General features: G+C 72.2%; 15 protein-coding genes. 13 read left to right on the top strand and 2 right to left on the bottom strand.

Going from position 1 to position 16,111, the window contains the following annotated elements:
* The first annotated feature begins 31 nt into the window (after positions 1-31).
* The 3 genes from AC07DF_RS17580 to AC07DF_RS17570 all read left to right on the top strand — a co-directional run bounded on the left by AC07DF_RS17580 (position 32) and on the right by AC07DF_RS17570 (position 5,939).
* On the top strand, positions 32-2,440 hold the full coding sequence (locus AC07DF_RS17580; protein WP_478971589.1) for a SpoIIE family protein phosphatase: 2,409 nt from the start codon (positions 32-34) through the stop codon (positions 2,438-2,440).
* Between the two features lie 124 nt (positions 2,441-2,564).
* The gene (locus AC07DF_RS17575; RefSeq protein WP_478971587.1) at positions 2,565-3,860 is read left to right on the top strand and encodes an ATP-grasp domain-containing protein; all 1,296 of its coding nucleotides are present in this window, start codon (positions 2,565-2,567) and stop codon (positions 3,858-3,860) included.
* A 45-nt stretch (positions 3,861-3,905) separates the two neighbouring features.
* A complete protein-coding gene (locus tag AC07DF_RS17570) occupies positions 3,906-5,939 on the top strand; it encodes a CocE/NonD family hydrolase (RefSeq protein WP_478971585.1) in 2,034 nt (677 codons plus the stop codon).
* A 10-nt stretch (positions 5,940-5,949) separates the two neighbouring features.
* On the opposite strand, the gene AC07DF_RS17565 is transcribed toward AC07DF_RS17570, so the two are convergent.
* A complete protein-coding gene (locus tag AC07DF_RS17565) occupies positions 5,950-6,450 on the bottom strand; it encodes a MarR family winged helix-turn-helix transcriptional regulator (protein ID WP_478971583.1) in 501 nt (166 codons plus the stop codon).
* Positions 6,451-6,544: 94 nt separating this feature from the next.
* Here AC07DF_RS17565 and AC07DF_RS17560 point away from each other — a divergent pair, with 94 nt between their 5' ends.
* The 8 genes from AC07DF_RS17560 (at position 6,545) to AC07DF_RS17525 (ending at position 14,284) form a co-directional block, all read left to right on the top strand.
* Positions 6,545-8,029 carry an MFS transporter gene (locus AC07DF_RS17560; RefSeq protein ID WP_478971581.1) on the top strand — a complete coding sequence of 495 codons (1,485 nt, stop codon included), beginning with the start codon at positions 6,545-6,547 and terminating at the stop codon, positions 8,027-8,029.
* A gap of 349 nt (positions 8,030-8,378) precedes the next feature.
* Positions 8,379-8,756, top strand: a complete 378-nt coding sequence (locus tag AC07DF_RS17555) for a hypothetical protein (protein WP_478971579.1) — start codon at positions 8,379-8,381, stop codon at positions 8,754-8,756.
* Positions 8,757-8,897: 141 nt separating this feature from the next.
* On the top strand, positions 8,898-10,139 hold the full coding sequence (locus AC07DF_RS17550; RefSeq protein WP_478971577.1) for a cytochrome P450: 1,242 nt from the start codon (positions 8,898-8,900) through the stop codon (positions 10,137-10,139).
* Positions 10,140-10,180: 41 nt separating this feature from the next.
* Complete coding sequence (locus AC07DF_RS17545) at positions 10,181-10,378, top strand: ferredoxin (RefSeq protein ID WP_184599145.1); 198 nt, start codon at positions 10,181-10,183, stop codon at positions 10,376-10,378.
* Positions 10,375-11,562 carry an NAD(P)/FAD-dependent oxidoreductase gene (locus tag AC07DF_RS17540; protein WP_478971575.1) on the top strand — a complete coding sequence of 396 codons (1,188 nt, stop codon included), beginning with the start codon at positions 10,375-10,377 and terminating at the stop codon, positions 11,560-11,562. The genes AC07DF_RS17545 and AC07DF_RS17540 overlap by 4 nt, the downstream gene beginning before the upstream one ends.
* A 57-nt stretch (positions 11,563-11,619) precedes the next feature.
* Positions 11,620-12,462 carry an SDR family oxidoreductase gene (locus AC07DF_RS17535; RefSeq protein WP_478971573.1) on the top strand — a complete coding sequence of 281 codons (843 nt, stop codon included), beginning with the start codon at positions 11,620-11,622 and terminating at the stop codon, positions 12,460-12,462.
* Complete coding sequence (locus AC07DF_RS17530; RefSeq protein ID WP_478971571.1) at positions 12,459-13,652, top strand: sensor histidine kinase; 1,194 nt, start codon at positions 12,459-12,461, stop codon at positions 13,650-13,652. The genes AC07DF_RS17535 and AC07DF_RS17530 overlap by 4 nt, the downstream gene beginning before the upstream one ends.
* Positions 13,640-14,284 carry a LuxR C-terminal-related transcriptional regulator gene (locus AC07DF_RS17525; protein ID WP_478971569.1) on the top strand — a complete coding sequence of 215 codons (645 nt, stop codon included), beginning with the start codon at positions 13,640-13,642 and terminating at the stop codon, positions 14,282-14,284. Before AC07DF_RS17530 ends, AC07DF_RS17525 begins: the two co-directional genes overlap by 13 nt.
* Before the next feature lies 1 nt (position 14,285).
* Here the strand turns inward: AC07DF_RS17525 and AC07DF_RS17520 are convergent, their stop codons facing one another.
* Positions 14,286-15,041: a thioesterase II family protein gene (locus AC07DF_RS17520; RefSeq protein WP_478971567.1), complete on the bottom strand. Its 756-nt coding sequence runs from the start codon at positions 15,039-15,041 to the stop codon at positions 14,286-14,288.
* An 83-nt stretch (positions 15,042-15,124) separates the two neighbouring features.
* Here AC07DF_RS17520 and AC07DF_RS17515 point away from each other — a divergent pair, with 83 nt between their 5' ends.
* Positions 15,125-15,544, top strand: a complete 420-nt coding sequence (locus AC07DF_RS17515; protein WP_478971565.1) for a DUF779 domain-containing protein — start codon at positions 15,125-15,127, stop codon at positions 15,542-15,544.
* 36 nt (positions 15,545-15,580) lie between these two features.
* Positions 15,581-16,051 carry an SRPBCC domain-containing protein gene (locus AC07DF_RS17510; protein WP_478971563.1) on the top strand — a complete coding sequence of 157 codons (471 nt, stop codon included), beginning with the start codon at positions 15,581-15,583 and terminating at the stop codon, positions 16,049-16,051.
* Positions 16,052-16,111: the final 60 nt, after the last annotated feature.

The following is a 16,111-nucleotide window of genomic DNA, read 5'->3' as shown; positions in this document are numbered from 1 at the left end:
ATAACAGGTCGGGGTCACCTGCGGAGGCACCGTGGAGGCACGCGTACCGGAGGATCTCGCGGTCGTCGTCGACGCCCGTGGGGCGATCATGGCGTGGAGCGACGGCGCTCGCCACCTGCTCGGCTACGACGCCGCCGAGATCGTGGGCCGGGCCGTCGGCGGACTGCTCGCCGCCGACCTCCCGGAATCCACGCGGCAGCATGTGGCCGACGGGCAGCGGTGGGCCGGTGAGGTGGCCCTGCGGCACCGGGACGGCCACCGTGTCGTGGTGCAACTGCGGGGAACGCCCCTCGCGGCAGCCGGTCGCGGGCAGCTCTGGCTGGTGACCGGCACCGCACCGGCGTACCCGGTGAGGCGGGCCGAGCCCAAAGCCCTGACCCTGTGGGACCTCACGCTCTCCCAGCTCCCGGTGCCGGTGGCCGTCTACGACCGGGAGGCCCGGCTCGTGGCCGCCAACGAGATCATGACCCAGGTGATGGGCCTGGCCGTGGAGGAGATGAAGGGCCTGACCCTGTGGGAGATCCACCCCACCCGTCCCTTCGACGAGTACGACCGCCTCCAGCGGGAGGTCCTGCGCACCGGGGAGATGATCTTCCACGAGGAGCACGGCCTGGCTCCGGGCGAGACCCGGCGGCATGCCTGGTCCATGTACATGTCGCCGCTGAAGGACGAGACCGGCACGGTCCAGGGGCTGTCCGCGACCGTGTTCGACACCACGGAGCAGTCCTGGGCCCGCCGCCGGCTGGCGGTGCTCAACGACGCCAGCCTCCGCATCGGGAGCACCCTGGACGTGGCCCGGACGGCGGACGAGCTGGCCGAGGTGGCGGTGAGCGGATTCGCGGACTTCGTCACCGTGGACCTGCTGGAGTCCGTCGCCCTGGGTGACGAGCCGGAACCGCTGCCGCTGGACGCGCCGGTCACCGTGCGGCGCACCGCCCAGCGGTCGGTGCTGGCGGGCTGCCCCGAGTCGGTGATCCCCTCGGGCGGGACGACGCTCTACCCCGTGGACACGCTGCCCGTGCGGACGCTGGTCGCCGGCCGGGGCACCCGGCACCGGCCGGGCGATCCGGGGATGCGGGAGTGGATCAGGTCCTCGCCCGCGCGCGCCGAGTCCGTGGCCAAGCACATGATCCACTCGGTGATGATGGTGCCGCTGCGCGCCCGGGGAGTGACCCTGGGGCTGGTGCACTTCCTGCGGCACCGGACGCCGGAGGCGTTCAGCGAGGACGACCTGCTGCTGGCGGAGGAGATCGTCGCCAGGGCGGCGGTGAGCGTGGACAACGCCCGCCGCTACACCCGGGAACGCCGCACGGCGCTGGCGCTCCAGCGCAGTCTGCTGCCCGACCGGCCTCCGGAGCTGGCGGCCATGGAGGTCGCCTACCGCTATCTGCCGACCGGTTCCGGAGCGGACATCGGCGGCGACTGGTTCGACGTGATCCCGCTGTCCGGCGCCCGGGTCGCCCTGGTCGTGGGCGACGTGGTGGGCCACGGCATCCACGCCTCGGCCACGATGGGCCGGCTGCGGACCGCCGTGCGGACGCTCGCGGATGTCGATCTCGCCCCCGACGAGCTGCTCACCCAGCTGGACGATCTCGTCCTCCGGCTCGACCGGGAAGAGGGCCCGGAGGTGCGCGGGCGGTCGGCGGAGGCATCGGGGCAGGTCGGCGCGACCTGTCTGTACGCCGTGTACGACCCGGTGTCCCGCCGCTGCACCATGGCCCGCGCCGGGCATCCGCAGCCCGCCCTGGTCGCACCGGACGGCTCCGTACGGTTCCTCGACCTGCCGGCCGGGCCGCCGCTGGGCCTGGGCGGCCTGCCGTTCGAGGCGATCGAGGTGCGGCTGGAGGAGAACAGCCTGCTCGCGCTCTACACCGACGGGCTGATCGAGGCCGCCGACCATGACATCGAGGTCGGGCTCGGCCTGCTGCGCCAGGCGCTGAGCAGCCCCGCCGACGCGCTGGAGGAGACCTGTGACCGGGTGCTGCGGACCGTGCTGGCGGGCCGTTCCGCTGACGACATCGTCCTGATGCTGGCCCGGACGGCCGCGCTCGGCGCCGAGCAGGTGCAGACCTGGCAGCTGCCACCGGACCCCGCCGCCGTGGCCCGGGCCCGCAAGCTGGCGGGCGGACAACTGGCCGCCTGGGGACTGACGGAGGCGGCGTTCACGACGGAACTGATCGTCAGCGAACTGGTCACCAACGCCCTGCGCTACGGCGGCGCCCCCATCGAACTGCGGCTGATCCGCGACTCGACCCTCATCTGCGAGGTGTCCGACGGCAGCAACACCGCACCCCATCTGCGCCGGGCCCGCGTCTTCGACGAGGGCGGCCGCGGCCTGCTCCTCGTCGCCCAGCTCTCCGACCGCTGGGGCACCCGCCAGACCGCCACGGGCAAGACCATCTGGGCGGAACAGCCGCTGCCCGCCGCGCCGGCCCTCTGAGCCACCGGCCGCACGCGCCCGGGCCAGGAGGCGGGCGTGTCCGAAACGGATTGCCGACACGTGTGAGGGGTACTCCGACGATCTTGGAAGACCGGCCCCTGAGCCGGACGTCGGAAGGAGAGCCGTGTCTGATGAGACGGTGAGGAACGTGTTCGTGCTAGGGCTCGACGAGGCCAATCTGCCGACCCTTCGGCAGGTCCCAGGAGCTCAACGGCTGCGTTTTCACCCGCTGCTGACCGTCGAGGAACTCCAGGTCGGGGAGGTGCACCTGCCCTCGTTGCTGGACAAGGCCCAAGGTGTGCTGGACGCCTTCGACGGGAGCATCGACGCGATCGTCGGCTACTGGGACTTCCCGGTCAGCACCCTCGTGCCGATCCTGAGCGAACGCTACGGCACCCGCAGTACGAGCCTGGAGTCGGTGGTCAAGTGCGAGCACAAGTACTGGAGCCGGCTGGAACAGCAGAAGGCCACCGACCGGCACCCCCGCTTCGGCAGGGTCGACCTGTCGGCCGAGCCGCCGGGCCCGCCGGAGAAGGTGACCTTCCCCATGTGGCTCAAGCCCGCGCTCTCCTACTCCTCCGAGCTCGCCTTCGGAGTCGATGACGAAGGGGAGTTCCGCGCGGCGGTCGCCGAGATCCGCGACGGCATATCCCGTATCGGGGGCCCCTTCGAGCACATCCTCGAACGCATCGACCTGCCGCCGGAGATGGACGGCGTGGGCGGCCAGGTCTGCCTGGCGGAGGAGTCGATGTCCGGCGTCCAGGTCGCCGTGGAGGGCTACGTCCACGAGGGCAAGGTGACGATCTACGGAGTCCTGGACTCGATCCAGTACCCGGACTCCCCCTGCTTCCTGCGCCACCAGTACCCCTCGACGCTGCCCCAGCCGGTCATCGCGGAGCTCCACGACGTCTCCGAGCGTGTGATGCGGCAGATCGGAATGGACTCGGCCACCTTCAGCATCGAGTACTTCTACGACCCGCGGACCCAGGGGATCAGCCTGCTGGAGATCAACCCCCGGCACTCCCAGTCGCACGCGGAGCTGTTCCAGTACGTGGACGGCGTGCCCAACCACCACTGCATGGTCAGCCTCGCCCTCGGCGAGGACCCCCGCATGCCGCAGGGCGAGGGCCCGTACGCGATGGCGGCGAAGTGGTACCACCGCTGGTTCACCGACGGAGTGGTGCGCCGGGTGCCCGGGCCCGAGGAGATCGCCCGTATCGAACGGGAGACCCCGGGCGTGCGCATCGAGGTGGTCCCCGAGGAAGGCACCCTGCTCTCGGACCTCCCCGGGCAGGACAGCTACAGCTACGAGTTGGCGCACATCTACACCGGCGGAGCGAACGAGGAGGAGCTGCGGGAGAAGTTCGACCACTGCGTGGCCGCCCTGGGCCTCGTCTTCGACGAGCCCCCGGCCGAGTGAAGCGCCACCGGAGTGAACCCCGAGAGTAAGGAGCACGTGGGTTCCATGCGTTACGTGACCAACCTGCCGTACGCGACGAAGGAAGACGAGCACGTCACGATCCCGATGTCCGACGGGGTCCGGCTCTCCGCGCACATCTGGCGCCCGACCTCCTCGGACCAGGAGCCGGTGCCCGCGGTGCTGGAGTACATCCCGTACCGCAAGCGCGACCTGACGGCCGTACGCGACTCGATCCACCACCCCTACCTCGCCGGGCACGGCTACGCCTGCGTCCGCGTCGATCTGCGCGGCACCGGCGACTCGGAAGGCGTGCTGCGGGACGAGTACCTGGAGCGGGAGCAGGCGGACGCGGAGGAGGTCCTGGCCTGGCTGGCGGAACAGCCCTGGTGCGACGGCGGCACGGGCATGATGGGCATCTCCTGGGGCGCGTTCGCCGCGCTCCAGGTGGCGGCCCGCCGGCCGCCCGGCCTGAAGGCCATCGCCATCGCCTCCTTCACCGACGACCGGCACGCCGACGACATGCACTACATGGGCGGCGCCCTGCTGTCGGACAACCTGGCCGAGGCGGGCACCATGTTCGCCTACGCCACCTGCCCGCCGGACCCGGCCGTGGTCGGCGACCGCTGGCGGGAGATGTGGCACGAACGGCTGGAGCACACCGAGCCCTGGGTGCTGGAGTGGCTGCGCCATCAGCGCCGTGACGACTACTGGCGGCACGCCTCGGTGTGCGAGGACTACTCGAGCGTGCGCTGCCCGGTGCTGGCCTCCAGCGGCTGGGCGGACGGCTACTCCAACGCCGTGACCCGGCTGCTCGGCCATCTGGACGTGCCCCGCAAGGGGCTGATCGGCCCCTGGTCGCACAAGTTCCCCCACCTCGGGGAGCCCGGCCCCGCCATCGGCTACCTCCAGGAACTCGTGCGGTGGTGGGACCACTGGCTCAAGGACGTCGACAACGGCGTCATGGACGGTCCCATGCTGCGGACGTGGATGCAGGAGAGCGTGCCGCCCTCCACCTCCTACGAGGAACGGCCGGGCCGCTGGGTGGGCGAGCCTGACTGGCCGTCCCCGCACATCCGGCCGGTGGTGCATCCGCTCTCCCGGCACACGATCGGGCCGCCGCAGGACGCGGAAGGGACGCCGGCCGGTGATGCGCTGACCGTGCAGTCCCCGCTGTCGGTGGGCCAGTTCGGAGGCAAGTGGGCCTCCTACAACGCGCCCCCCGACCTGCCGTACGACCAGCGCGAGGAGGACGGCGGTTCCCTCGTCTTCGACACCGAGCCCCTGACCGAGCAGGTGGAGATCCTCGGCTCGCCGAGCGTGGAGCTCGACCTGTCGGTGAGCGAGCCGGTCGCCATGGTGGCCGCGCGGCTGTCCGACGTGAGCCCCGACGGCGCCGCGACCCGTGTCTCGTACGGCATTCTGAACCTCACCCGCCGCGACAGCACGGAGGCTCCCGAGCCGCTGGAGCCAGGCCGGCGCTACCGCGCGACGATCCCGCTGAACGGTGTGGCACAGGCGTTCCCGCCGGGCCACCGCATCCGGCTCTCCCTCTCGACGTCCTACTGGCCGCTGGCCTGGCCCCCGCCGAAGCCGGCCCTGCTCAGCGTCCACGAGCACTCCAGCACGCTCGTCCTGCCGGTCCGGCCGGTGGACGAACCGGACGAGGTGCCGTCGTCCCCCTTCGGCGAACCCGAGGGCACTCCCCCGCTCACCACGAGCCAGCTGACGCCCCCCGAGGAGCGCTGGGAGGTCAAGCGTGACCTGGTCGGCTACCACGCGGAGCTGGACATCATGAAGGACCGGGGCACGGTTCGCTTCGACGACATCGGCATCGAGGCCGGCCGTCGCGCCCACGAGCGCTACACGGCGGTCGCCGACGACTTCACCTCGGCCTCCGGCGAGTCCACCTGGACCATGCGGTTCCGGCGGGACGACTGGGACGTGCGGGTGGTGACGCACACCCAGCTGCGATGCGACGAGACGGACTTCTTCGTGGACGCGACCCTCGACGCGTACGAGGCCGACCGCCGCGTCTTCTCCCGCACCTGGAACGAGAAGGTGCCGCGCGACCTGCTGTAGCACGCGCCGGCTACGTGGGGCGCAGGGGCAGGTCGCTCTCGGTGTGCGCCACGAAGTCGTCCACGAGCCGGTGGAAGAGCGTCGCCAACTGCCCTAGCTCCTCGGGTGACCATGCCGCCAGGGCCAGCTCCATGCCCTGGCGGCGCACCCGTTGCATGCGGCCGGCCGCGGCCAGGCCGGCCTCGGTGAGCCGGACGCGCTGGGCGCGGCGGTCGTCCGGGTCCGGGACGCGGGTCACGTAGCCGGCCCGCTCCAGGTTCCGCAGCTGCCGGGTGACGTGGGACGCCTCCACCGACAGCCGGGCCGCCAGCGTCCCGGGCCGCAGCGGCTCGCTCTCGGCGACGTGCCGCAGGATCGCCGCGGCGGCCCGGTCCAGCGAGAGTCCCGACTCGGCCATCAGACGCTCGTGCTGCCGGGCCCGGCCGGCCAGGTACGTGATGCGTGTGAGGGCTTGCTCGATCTGGGCCAGGGCCGTCGAGGCGGGCTCCGCCACGGGATGCGGTGTGGGCATGGAGCCATCCTAAAAAAGTTGCTTGACTTACGCAAGGAGAATCTGCTTGCCTAAGTTAAGCAACCGCGCTTCCCCGTCACTCCCGGAGGCTTCCATGTCCCACCCCGTCGCCCACCACGCGAAGACCGGATCAGCCGCTCCGCCCAGATCGAACGCCGTGGTCGGGGTTCTCGCCTTCGCCGGGATCGTGGTCTCGCTGATGCAGACCCTGGTCATCCCGATCGTCCCCGAGCTGCCGCGCTACCTCGACGCCTCCGCGTCGAACGCCGCCTGGGCGATCACCGCCACCCTGCTGGCCGCCGCCGTCGCCACTCCGGTCGTCGGCCGCCTCGGTGACATGTTCGGCAAGCGCCGCATGCTGCTCGTCAGCCTGGGGCTGCTGGTGTCCGGCTCGGTCGTCTGCGCCCTGAGCGACTCGCTCGTCCCGATGATCGCCGGCCGGACCCTCCAGGGCCTGGCGGCGGCCGTCGTCCCGCTCGGCATCAGCATCATGCGGGACGTCCTGCCCGCCGAGCGGCTCGCCGGCTCCACCGCCCTGATGAGTGCCTCCCTGGGCGTCGGCGGCGCCCTCGGCCTGCCCGCCGCCGCCTTCATCGCCGACCGCTACGACTGGCACACGCTGTTCTGGATCTCCGCCGCCCTCGGTGTCGTCGCCCTGGCGCTCCTGGTGCTGATCGTGCCCGAGTCGAAGGTCCGCACCGGCGGCAGCTTCGACCTGCTCGGCTCCCTCGGCCTGTCGGCCGCGCTGGTGTCCCTGCTGCTAGCCGTCTCCAAGGGCGGCGACTGGGGCTGGACCAGCGGCACGACCCTGGGTCTGTTCGCCACCGCGGTCGTGGTCTTCCTGCTGTGGGGACGGTACGAACTGCGCACCGGCCAGCCGCTGGTGGACCTGCGCACCACCGCCCGCCGCCAGGTGCTGTTCACCAACCTCGCCTCGGTCGCGCTCGGCTTCTCGATGTTCGCCATGTCCCTCGTCCTGCCCCAGGTCCTCCAGCTGCCCGAGCAGACCGGCTACGGGCTGGGCAAGTCCATGCTGGCCGTCGGCCTGATCCTGGCCCCGCAGGGACTGGTGATGATGGCCATGTCCGCCGTGTCCGCCGCCCTCACCAAGGCGAAGGGCCCCAAGATCACCCTGATGATCGGCGCCGTCGTCGTGGCCGCCGGGTACGGATTGAGCATCGTGCTGATGTCCGAGGTCTGGCACATCGTCCTGGTCGCCTGTGTCATCGGCGGCGGTGTCGGCTTCGCCTACGGGGCGATGCCCGCCCTGATCATGGGCGCGGTGCCGGCCTCCGAGACGGCGGCGGCGAACAGCCTCAACACCCTGATGCGCTCCATGGGAACGTCGTTCGCCAGCGCCCTCGCGGGCGTCATCCTGGCGCAGCTGACGACCGGCTTCGGGGGGCACGCCCTGCCCTCCGAGAACGGCTTCAAGACCGTCATGGCCCTCGGTGCCGGCGCGGCCCTGCTGGCCTTCTTCCTCGCCTCGTTCCTCCCGCGCCGGCAGACCGCCGCCGCAGCGGACCAGCAGGCCGAAGCGCCCGCCGAACCCGCCGAGGCCTCCGGGGCGCGCTCCTAGGGCCTGTCTGACAAATCCCCGTCGTCCGCCCGAAGGGCGGGCTCCGCGGCGTCTGGTGCGTGCGATCGCAAGGCGCCGGAGCGTCCTCGTGGCGGAGCCACGTGGGCGGTTCGGCAACGCGGCGAGCGTGCGTGCCAGACGCCGCGGAGCAGGCGTGGATTTGTCAGACAGGCCCTAGTGAGCAGCAGCCCAGGCGCCGGCCTCCGAACGGCCGTGGTGTAGCCCGCTGCACCCTCGGTTCGGGAGCGCGCTCCCTCGTCGCGGCACGCGGCCGACGGGATCGTGGTGAGCAGGCCGGAAACGCCGAACTCACCCTCCCTTCCCCGCATCCCACCCGAGAGGTACCTCCATGTCCGCACTCCTCGCCACCGTCAAGTCGTTCGTCGCCAACCTGCTGCTCTGGAGCTTCTTCACCGTCGGTCTCGGCGCCGCCCTGGGCGCCGGTGCCGTCCTCGACGGCACCCGGAAGGACGTGGCGACCATCGCCGGGTCCGCCGTCGCGCTCGTCACCGGCACGCGGCTCGCGAAGAAGCCGAGGATCAAGGGCTTCCTGTCCAGGCCGGGCACGCTCTGGTTCCTGTTCCTGTTCAACGGTGGTGCGGCCGTGGCGATGTACTTCGCCCTGGACGGCGTGAGGGGAATCGCCGCCGCTGCCTCCATGGGGCTCGTCTCGCTCGGCGCGGCCGGCGGGATCGTCGCCCACCACCGCGCCACGGCCCACGCCTGAGACATCGCGGCCCGACGTCGAGTGACGTGCGTCACGTCAGCTCGAGGTCAGGGAGCTGACCGGGAGCTGTCAGCCCGCTCCGCTTCCATACCGATGCCCCGACTCCGCCCCTCCCCCGCCCGACATCACTGAGGAGACGTCATGTCCGATGCCCTGTCCTGCCCCGTCACCGGCGCCACCGGCCCGTTGCCCGAGTACCCGCTGCCGCGCGCCGCGGAGTGCCCGCTGGCTCCGGCCCCGGTCGCCCAGGAACTGCGGGACGAGAAGCCGATCACCAAGGTGCGGATCTGGAACGGCAGCACGCCCTGGCTGGTCACCCGCCACGCCGACCAGCGGGCCCTGCTGACCGACTCCCGCGTCAGCGACGACGACCTCGACCCCGGCTTCCCGTACGTGAACGCCCACCGGGCGTCCATCGCTGCGAACTCCCCGCGGCTCATCACCAACACGGACGCCCCGGAGCACACGCGGCTGCGGCGGACCGTCAACGGGCCGTTCGTCGTCAAGCGGATCGAGAAGATGCGGGAGCCGGTCCAGAAGATCGTCGACGACCTGATCGACCAGCTGCTCGCCGGCCCCAACCCGGTCGATCTGCTCAAGGCGATCGCCCTGCCGGTGCCGTCCCTGGTCATCGCCGAACTGCTCGGAGTGCCGTACTCGGACCACGACTTCTTCCAGCGCAGCAGCAGCCTGGTGCTGGACAGCTCGGTGTCGGCGGAGGAGGCCAGGAGGGTCAGCGGTGAGCTGGCCGCCTATCTGGACAGCCTGATCACGCGGAAGGCGGCCGACCCGGACGACGACGTGCTGTCGGAGATGGCCGGCCGGGTGCGGGCCGGCGAGATGACACACACCGAGGCCGTCCACATGGGCGTCGCGATGCTGATCGCCGGTCACGAGACCACCGCGACGATGATCAGCCTCGGCACCCTCGCCCTGCTCCAGCACCCCGGCCAGCTCGCCCTGCTGCGCGAGAGCGACGACCCGAAGCTGGTCGCGAACGCGGTGGACGAGGTGCTGCGCTATCTGTCCATCGTCCAGACCGGCGTACGCCGGGTCGCCAAGGACGACATCGAGATCGGTGACGTCGTCATCCGCAGGGGCGACGGCATCATCTTCGACCTGCACGCCGCGAACTGGGACCCGGAGGTCTTCCCCGAGGCCGAGCGGCTGGACATCACCCGCCCGGCCCGAATCCACCAGGCGTTCGGCTACGGCCCCCACCAGTGCCTGGGCCAGAACCTGGCCCGCCTGGAACTCCAGGTCGTCTACGGCACGCTCTACCGCCGCGTCCCGACCCTGCGGCTGGACGCGGCGATCGAGGACCTGGAGTTCGACCACACCGGGACGACCTACGGCGTGCACAGCCTGCCCGTGGCCTGGTGAACCCTCCCTCTCCCCTCCTGAAGGAACAAGAGATGACAAGCATGCGTGTGGAGTTGGACGTACCGAAGTGCGTGGCGTCGGGGCAGTGCGTGATGGCCGCGCCTGACGTCTTCGACCAGCGGGACGACGACGGGGTCGCGATCCTGCTGGAGGAGCGGCCCGGCGAGGAACTGCGCGGCGAGGTGGAGGAGGCCGTGGCGATCTGCCCGGCCGCCGCGATCCGGCTGGTGGAGTCGTGAGGCGCGTCGTGGTCGTCGGCGCCTCGGCCGCCGGGCTCGCGGCCGTGGAGACGCTGCGCCGGGCGGGCTACGACGGCACGCTCACCCTCGTCGGTGACGAGCCGCGCGCCCCGTACGACCGTCCCCCGCTGTCCAAGCAGATCCTCTCCGGCGAGTGGGGCACCGAGCGGTTGCCGCTGCGCCCGCGGACCGACCTCGACGCTCTCGGCCTCGACCTGCGGCTGGGGTCGGCGGCGACCGGGCTGGACATGACGGGCCGTACGGTGTGTCTGGCCGACGGGGAGCGAGTGCCCTACGACGGGCTGATCGTGGCCACCGGGGTGCGGCCGCGGCGGCTTCCCGGTGACGGCGGCGCACACGTGCTGCGCACCCTGGACGACGCTTTGGCGCTGCGCGAGCGGCTGCGGCCGGGCTGCCGGCTGGTCGTGGTGGGCGCCGGGTTCCTCGGTGCCGAGGCCGCCGCGGTGGCGTGGGGTCTCGGTGCCCGGGTGACCCTGCTGGAACCGGCTCCCGTGCCGCTGGCGCACGCCGTCGGCACCGAGGTCGGGCAGGTGCTCTCGCAGGCCCACCTCGACCGCGGTGTGGAACTGCGCACCGGTGTCACCGTGACCGGGGTGACCGACGGGGGCGTGCGGCTCGCGGACGGCGAACTCGTCGAGGCCGACGAGGTGCTGGTCGCCATCGGCTCGCTGCCCAACACCGAGTGGCTGGCGGACAGCGGGCTGCGGGTCGGCGACGGCGTGCTCTGCGACGAGCACTGCGAAGCCGCGCCGGGCGTCTACGCGGCCGGTGACGTGGCCCGGTGGGACAACCGGCTGTTCGGGACGTCCATGCGGATCGAGCACCGTACGAACGCCGCGGAGCAGGGCATGGCCGCCGCCCGCAACCTGCTCGCCGCGCCGGAAGCGCGCAGGCCGTTCGCACCGGTGCCGTACTTCTGGTCCGACCAGTACGACATGAAGATCCAGGCATACGGCTATCTGCGCGGGCACGACGAAGTCGCCGTGGTGGACGGGGACTTGGTCGAGCGCAGGTTCGTGGCCGCCTATCGCACCGGCGAGCGGCTGACCGGAGCCCTCGCGGTCGGTATGCCGCCCAAGGCCGTCCGCGGCTGGCGGCAGGCCATCGCGGGCGGGACGGCCTGGAGCGACGCCGTACCGGCCGCCGGCACCGAGGCGGCCTGACCCCGGGCGGGAGCGGACCCGTGCCGCTCCCGCCCTCTCTCAGCAAGGAGATCGCATATGCACAACCGTACGGACGACCCGCGCGACGTGGTCGTCGTCACCGGAGCGGGCGGGATGGGAACGGCGGTAGCGCGCCGGCTGGGCAGCGGACGGACGCTGATCCTCGCCGACCACGCGCCCGAGCGGCTCGATCAGGTCGTGACGGAGTTGGGCGCCGAGGGATACACGGCGCGGGGCGTGCCGACCGACGTCTCCGACCGTGCCTCGGTGGAGCGACTCGCCCGGACGGCGGCGGAGCAGGGGCGCGTCACCGCCGTGGTGCACACCGCCGGGGTCGCCGCCGCGACGGCCTCGGTCCGCAGGATCCTCGACGTGGACCTGCTCGGCACGGTCTATGTGATCGAGGCGTTCGAGAAGGTGGCCGTGAGAGGCACCTCGCTCGTCTGTGTCGCCAGTCTGGCCGGGCACATGGCCTCGATCAGCGCCGAGGACGAGGCCGCCCTGGCGACGGCTCCCGCCGAGGAGCTGCTCGGTCTTGACGCCGTCACGGGGCTCGGCGACGACGCGACCGCCGCCTACATCCTCGCCAAACGCGCCAACCACGTCCGCGTGCAGGCCGCCGCCCTCGCCTGGAACCGGCTCGGCGCCCGCGTCAACACGCTCAGCCCCGGTGTCATCGCCACCGCCATGGCGAAGGCGGAGGCCGACTCGGACGCCGACGGGCACATGCTCAGGATGCTCGACGCGTGCGGCGCGGGCCGGCCTGGCACACCGGGCGAGATCGCCGACGCGGTGGCCTTCCTCACCGGCCCCGAGGCGCGGTACGTCACCGGCACCGATCTGCTCGTCGACGGCGGGCAGGCGGCCTGGATCCACCGGCACATGCGGCGCCAGGGATGACGGTGGCCGAACGGGCCGGTCCGGCCGGCGTCTTGGGCGGAGCGGTGCGGCAGGCCGGGCGGGCCACGCTCCATCTGTTCACCGCCGCGCTGCTGGCCTTCGGCCTGTACCTGTTCATCACCGTGCTGCTGATCACGGCGATCGCCACGGTCTGCGTCGTGGGGGCGTGGCTGCTGCCCGAGACGGTGCTCCTGATCCGCCGGATAGCCGGGGCGAAGCGCGCCCTGGTGGCCGCCTGGACGGGCCGGGAGATCCCCGAGGCGTACGAGCCCGTCACCGGTCCGTTGAAGGAGCGGCTGCGCATCGCGGTCCGGGACCCCGGCACCCTCGCCGACCTGCGCTGGATGGCGGCCTCCTATGTCTACGGGGCCCTGTTCTTCCTGGCCCTGCCCCTGTGGCCGCTGGGTCTGGTCGTCGACGGCGTGCGGTGCGGTCCGGCGCGCCGTGAGGCGCTCGTCCTGCCGTTGATCACCCGCCTCGCCGATGTGGAGGCCGGCTGGTCGGAGACCCTGCTCAAGCCCTCGCCCAGGGCGCGGCTGGCCGCCCGGGTCGAGGAGCTGGCCGCCACCCGGACGGACGCGATCGCGGCGCACGGGGCCGAACTGCGCCGCATCGAGCGGGATCTGCACGATGGGGCACAGGCCCGGCTGGTAGCGCTGTCCATGCGGATCGGGCTCGCGGTGCGCGCCTACGACCGTGACCCGCGGGCCGCGCACCGGCTGCTGGCCGGCGCGCAGGAGCAGGCCGAGGAGGCGCTGACCGAGCTGCGGCACGTGGTGCGGGGCATCCATCCGCCGATCCTCAGCGACCGGGGCCTGGTCGGTGCGGTGCGGGCCCTGGCCGCGGTCAGCGGGCTCGAGGTGACCGTGCGGGTGGCCGGCCTGGAGGGCGAGGGGGTCCGGGCCCCGGCCGCGGTCGAGGCGGCCACCTACTTCGCCGTGGCGGAGGCGCTCACCAACGCCGCCAAGTACAGCGGCGCCGGTCGGGCGTCGGTCGTCCTGGAACGCCTGCGCACCGGGCTGCGGGCCGTCGTCCGGGACGAGGGCGTGGGCGGCGCGGACGAGTCCGGCGGCGGTTCCGGGCTGCTGGGCATCCGCCGCCGTGTCGCCGCCCTGGACGGGACCGTGACCGTGACCAGCCCCGTCGGGGGGCCTACCGTGATCGAAGTGGAGCTGCCGTGCGTGTGGTGATCGCCGAGGACAACGCCCTGCTCAGAGAAGGGCTCGTGCTGTTGCTGACCTCGGCCGGGCACGAGGTGGCGGCCGTCGCGGGCACCGGCCCCGAGGTCCTCCCCGCGCTGCTGGAGCACCGTCCGGACGCGGCCGTGCTCGACGTCCGGATGCCGCCGGGCTTCCGGGACGAGGGCCTGCGCGCCGCGCTGGAGGCCCGCGAGAGAATTCCCGGGCTGCCCGTGCTGGTGCTCTCGCAGTACGTGGAGGAGTCGTACGCCGCCGAGTTGCTGGGCGGCGGGGCGAGCGGGGTCGGTTATCTGCTCAAGGACCGGGTGGGCCGGGTGGACGAGTTCCTCGAGGCGCTGGACCGGGTCGCGGGAGGCGGCACGGCCCTGGACCCGGAGGTGGTCACCGAGTTGCTCGGCCGGCGCCGCGACTCGCCCCTGGACTCGCTGACGCCGCGTGAGCGCGAGGTGCTGAGGCTGATGGCCGAGGGCCACGACAACACGACCATCGCGCGGACCCTCGTCGTCACCGAACGCGCCGTCAGCAAGCACATCGGCAACGTCTTCCTGAAACTCGGCCTCCCGCCCAGCGACAGCGGTCACCGCAGGGTGCTGGCCGTGCTGGCCCATCTGAACGGCCGGTGAGTCAGCGCGGGCTCGCGGCGGGCCGGGCCAGACGCTCGCCGATGAGGCCGATCACGTCCGGGGCGTGGTCGATGAGGAAGAAGTGCCCGCCGGGGTAGCGCTTCATCTCGAAGTCGCCGTCGGTGTGGGCGCTCCAGGCGCGCACCTCGTCGTGGGTCGCCTTGGGATCCTCGTCCCCGGTCAGCGCGGTGAGGGGGCTGCGGAGCCGGTGGCCCGACGCCCACACATAGGTCTCCACCGCACGGTAGTCGTTGCGGAGGGCCGGCAGGATCATGCGCATCAGCTCCTCGTCCCCGAAGATCCGCTGGTCGGTGCCGCTGAGTCCGCGCAGTTCGGCGATGATCCCGGCGTCGTCACGCCGGTGCACCCGCTCGTCGCGGGAGCACGACGGTGCGCGGCGCCCCGAGACGAAGACCCGCTCGGCGAACCGCCCGGCCCGCTCCAGCCGTACGGCGACCTCGAAGGCCAGCGTCGCTCCCATGCTGTGCCCGAACAGGGCGAAGGGGCGGTCCACCGTGCGCGTCACGGCCCTGCTGACCTGGTCCGCGAGACCGTCGATGGTGTCGATCATGGGCTCGTTGTGACGGTCCTGGCGGCCCGGGTACTGGACGGAGAGCACCTCGACCCGGGGGGTCAACGCCTGGGCCACCGGCCGGAAGAAGGACGCCGAACCGCCCGCGTGGGGCAGACAGACCAGTTGCACGGGGGCGTCGGGGCTCGGGAAGAAGCGTCGTATCCACGCATCGGTGTCGGTCATGGGGCCTTCCTGTTCTCGTGCTCACAACGGCATGCTCGTACCGATTGCCAAGATAGACGGACCGACCGGCCAGGAGGGATCGCATGACGAACCACCCCACCCGCACGGAACGTGTCGAACTGACCCCGGCCGCCGGGGAACTGCTGCGGCGGCTGACCGGGGCGCACGGGCCGGTGATGTTCCACCAGTCCGGCGGCTGCTGCGACGGCAGCGCCCCGATGTGCTACCCGCGCGGCGAGTTCCGGGTCGGTGCCTCGGACGTCCTGCTGGGGCAGGTGGCCGGGGACACCCCGTTCTGGATGAGCGCGGACCAGTACACGTACTGGTCGCACACCCATCTCACGGTGGACGTCGTCCCCGGCCGGGGCAGCGGCTTCTCCCTGGAGGCCCCGGAGGGCGTCCGCTTCCTGATCCGCTCCCGGCTGCTCACCGACGAGGAGTTGCGGCACATCGAGGCGGAGCCGCCGCTGCCGACCGGGACGGACGTGCCCGGCCGGGCCTGAACGGGCTGGTGCGAACACCGCCGTAGGGTGGGAGGCATGTACACGACGCGGGTCTCCGGACATGTCGACGCACCACGTCCGGCCGTCTACCGGGCGCTGGTGAGCGCGGAGGCGATCGCGCGCTGGCGGGTGCCGGAGGGGATGAGCGGCGAGGTGCACGAGTTCGACGCCTGCGAGGGCGGCAGGTTCCGTGTCTCGCTGACGTACGACGCGCCGGACGCCACGGGGAAGTCGGCCGCCCACACCGACACGTACCACGGCCACTTCGCGCGGCTCGTGCCGGGCGAGCAGGTGGTCGAGATGCTCGAGTTCGAGACCACCGACCCCGCGCTGGCCGGAACGATGACCATGACGACGACGCTCACCGACGCGGAGGGCGGTGGCACCGACGTCCTCGTGGTCCACGAGGGCATCCCCGACGCCGTACCCGCCGCGGACAACGAGACGGGCACGCGCATGGCCCTGGCGAACCTGGCCCGATTCGTCGAAACGGACCGGGACGCCTAGGCCGTTTCGGGCGGGGACTCTCATGGCGGGAGCCGTGTAGCCGGGACGGCTCCATCGCCA

Source organism: Streptomyces sp. NPDC044719 (genome assembly GCF_056433405.1).
The sequence above is the reverse complement of the archived record's forward strand: the minus strand, read 5'-3'. Positions and strand labels throughout refer to the sequence as shown.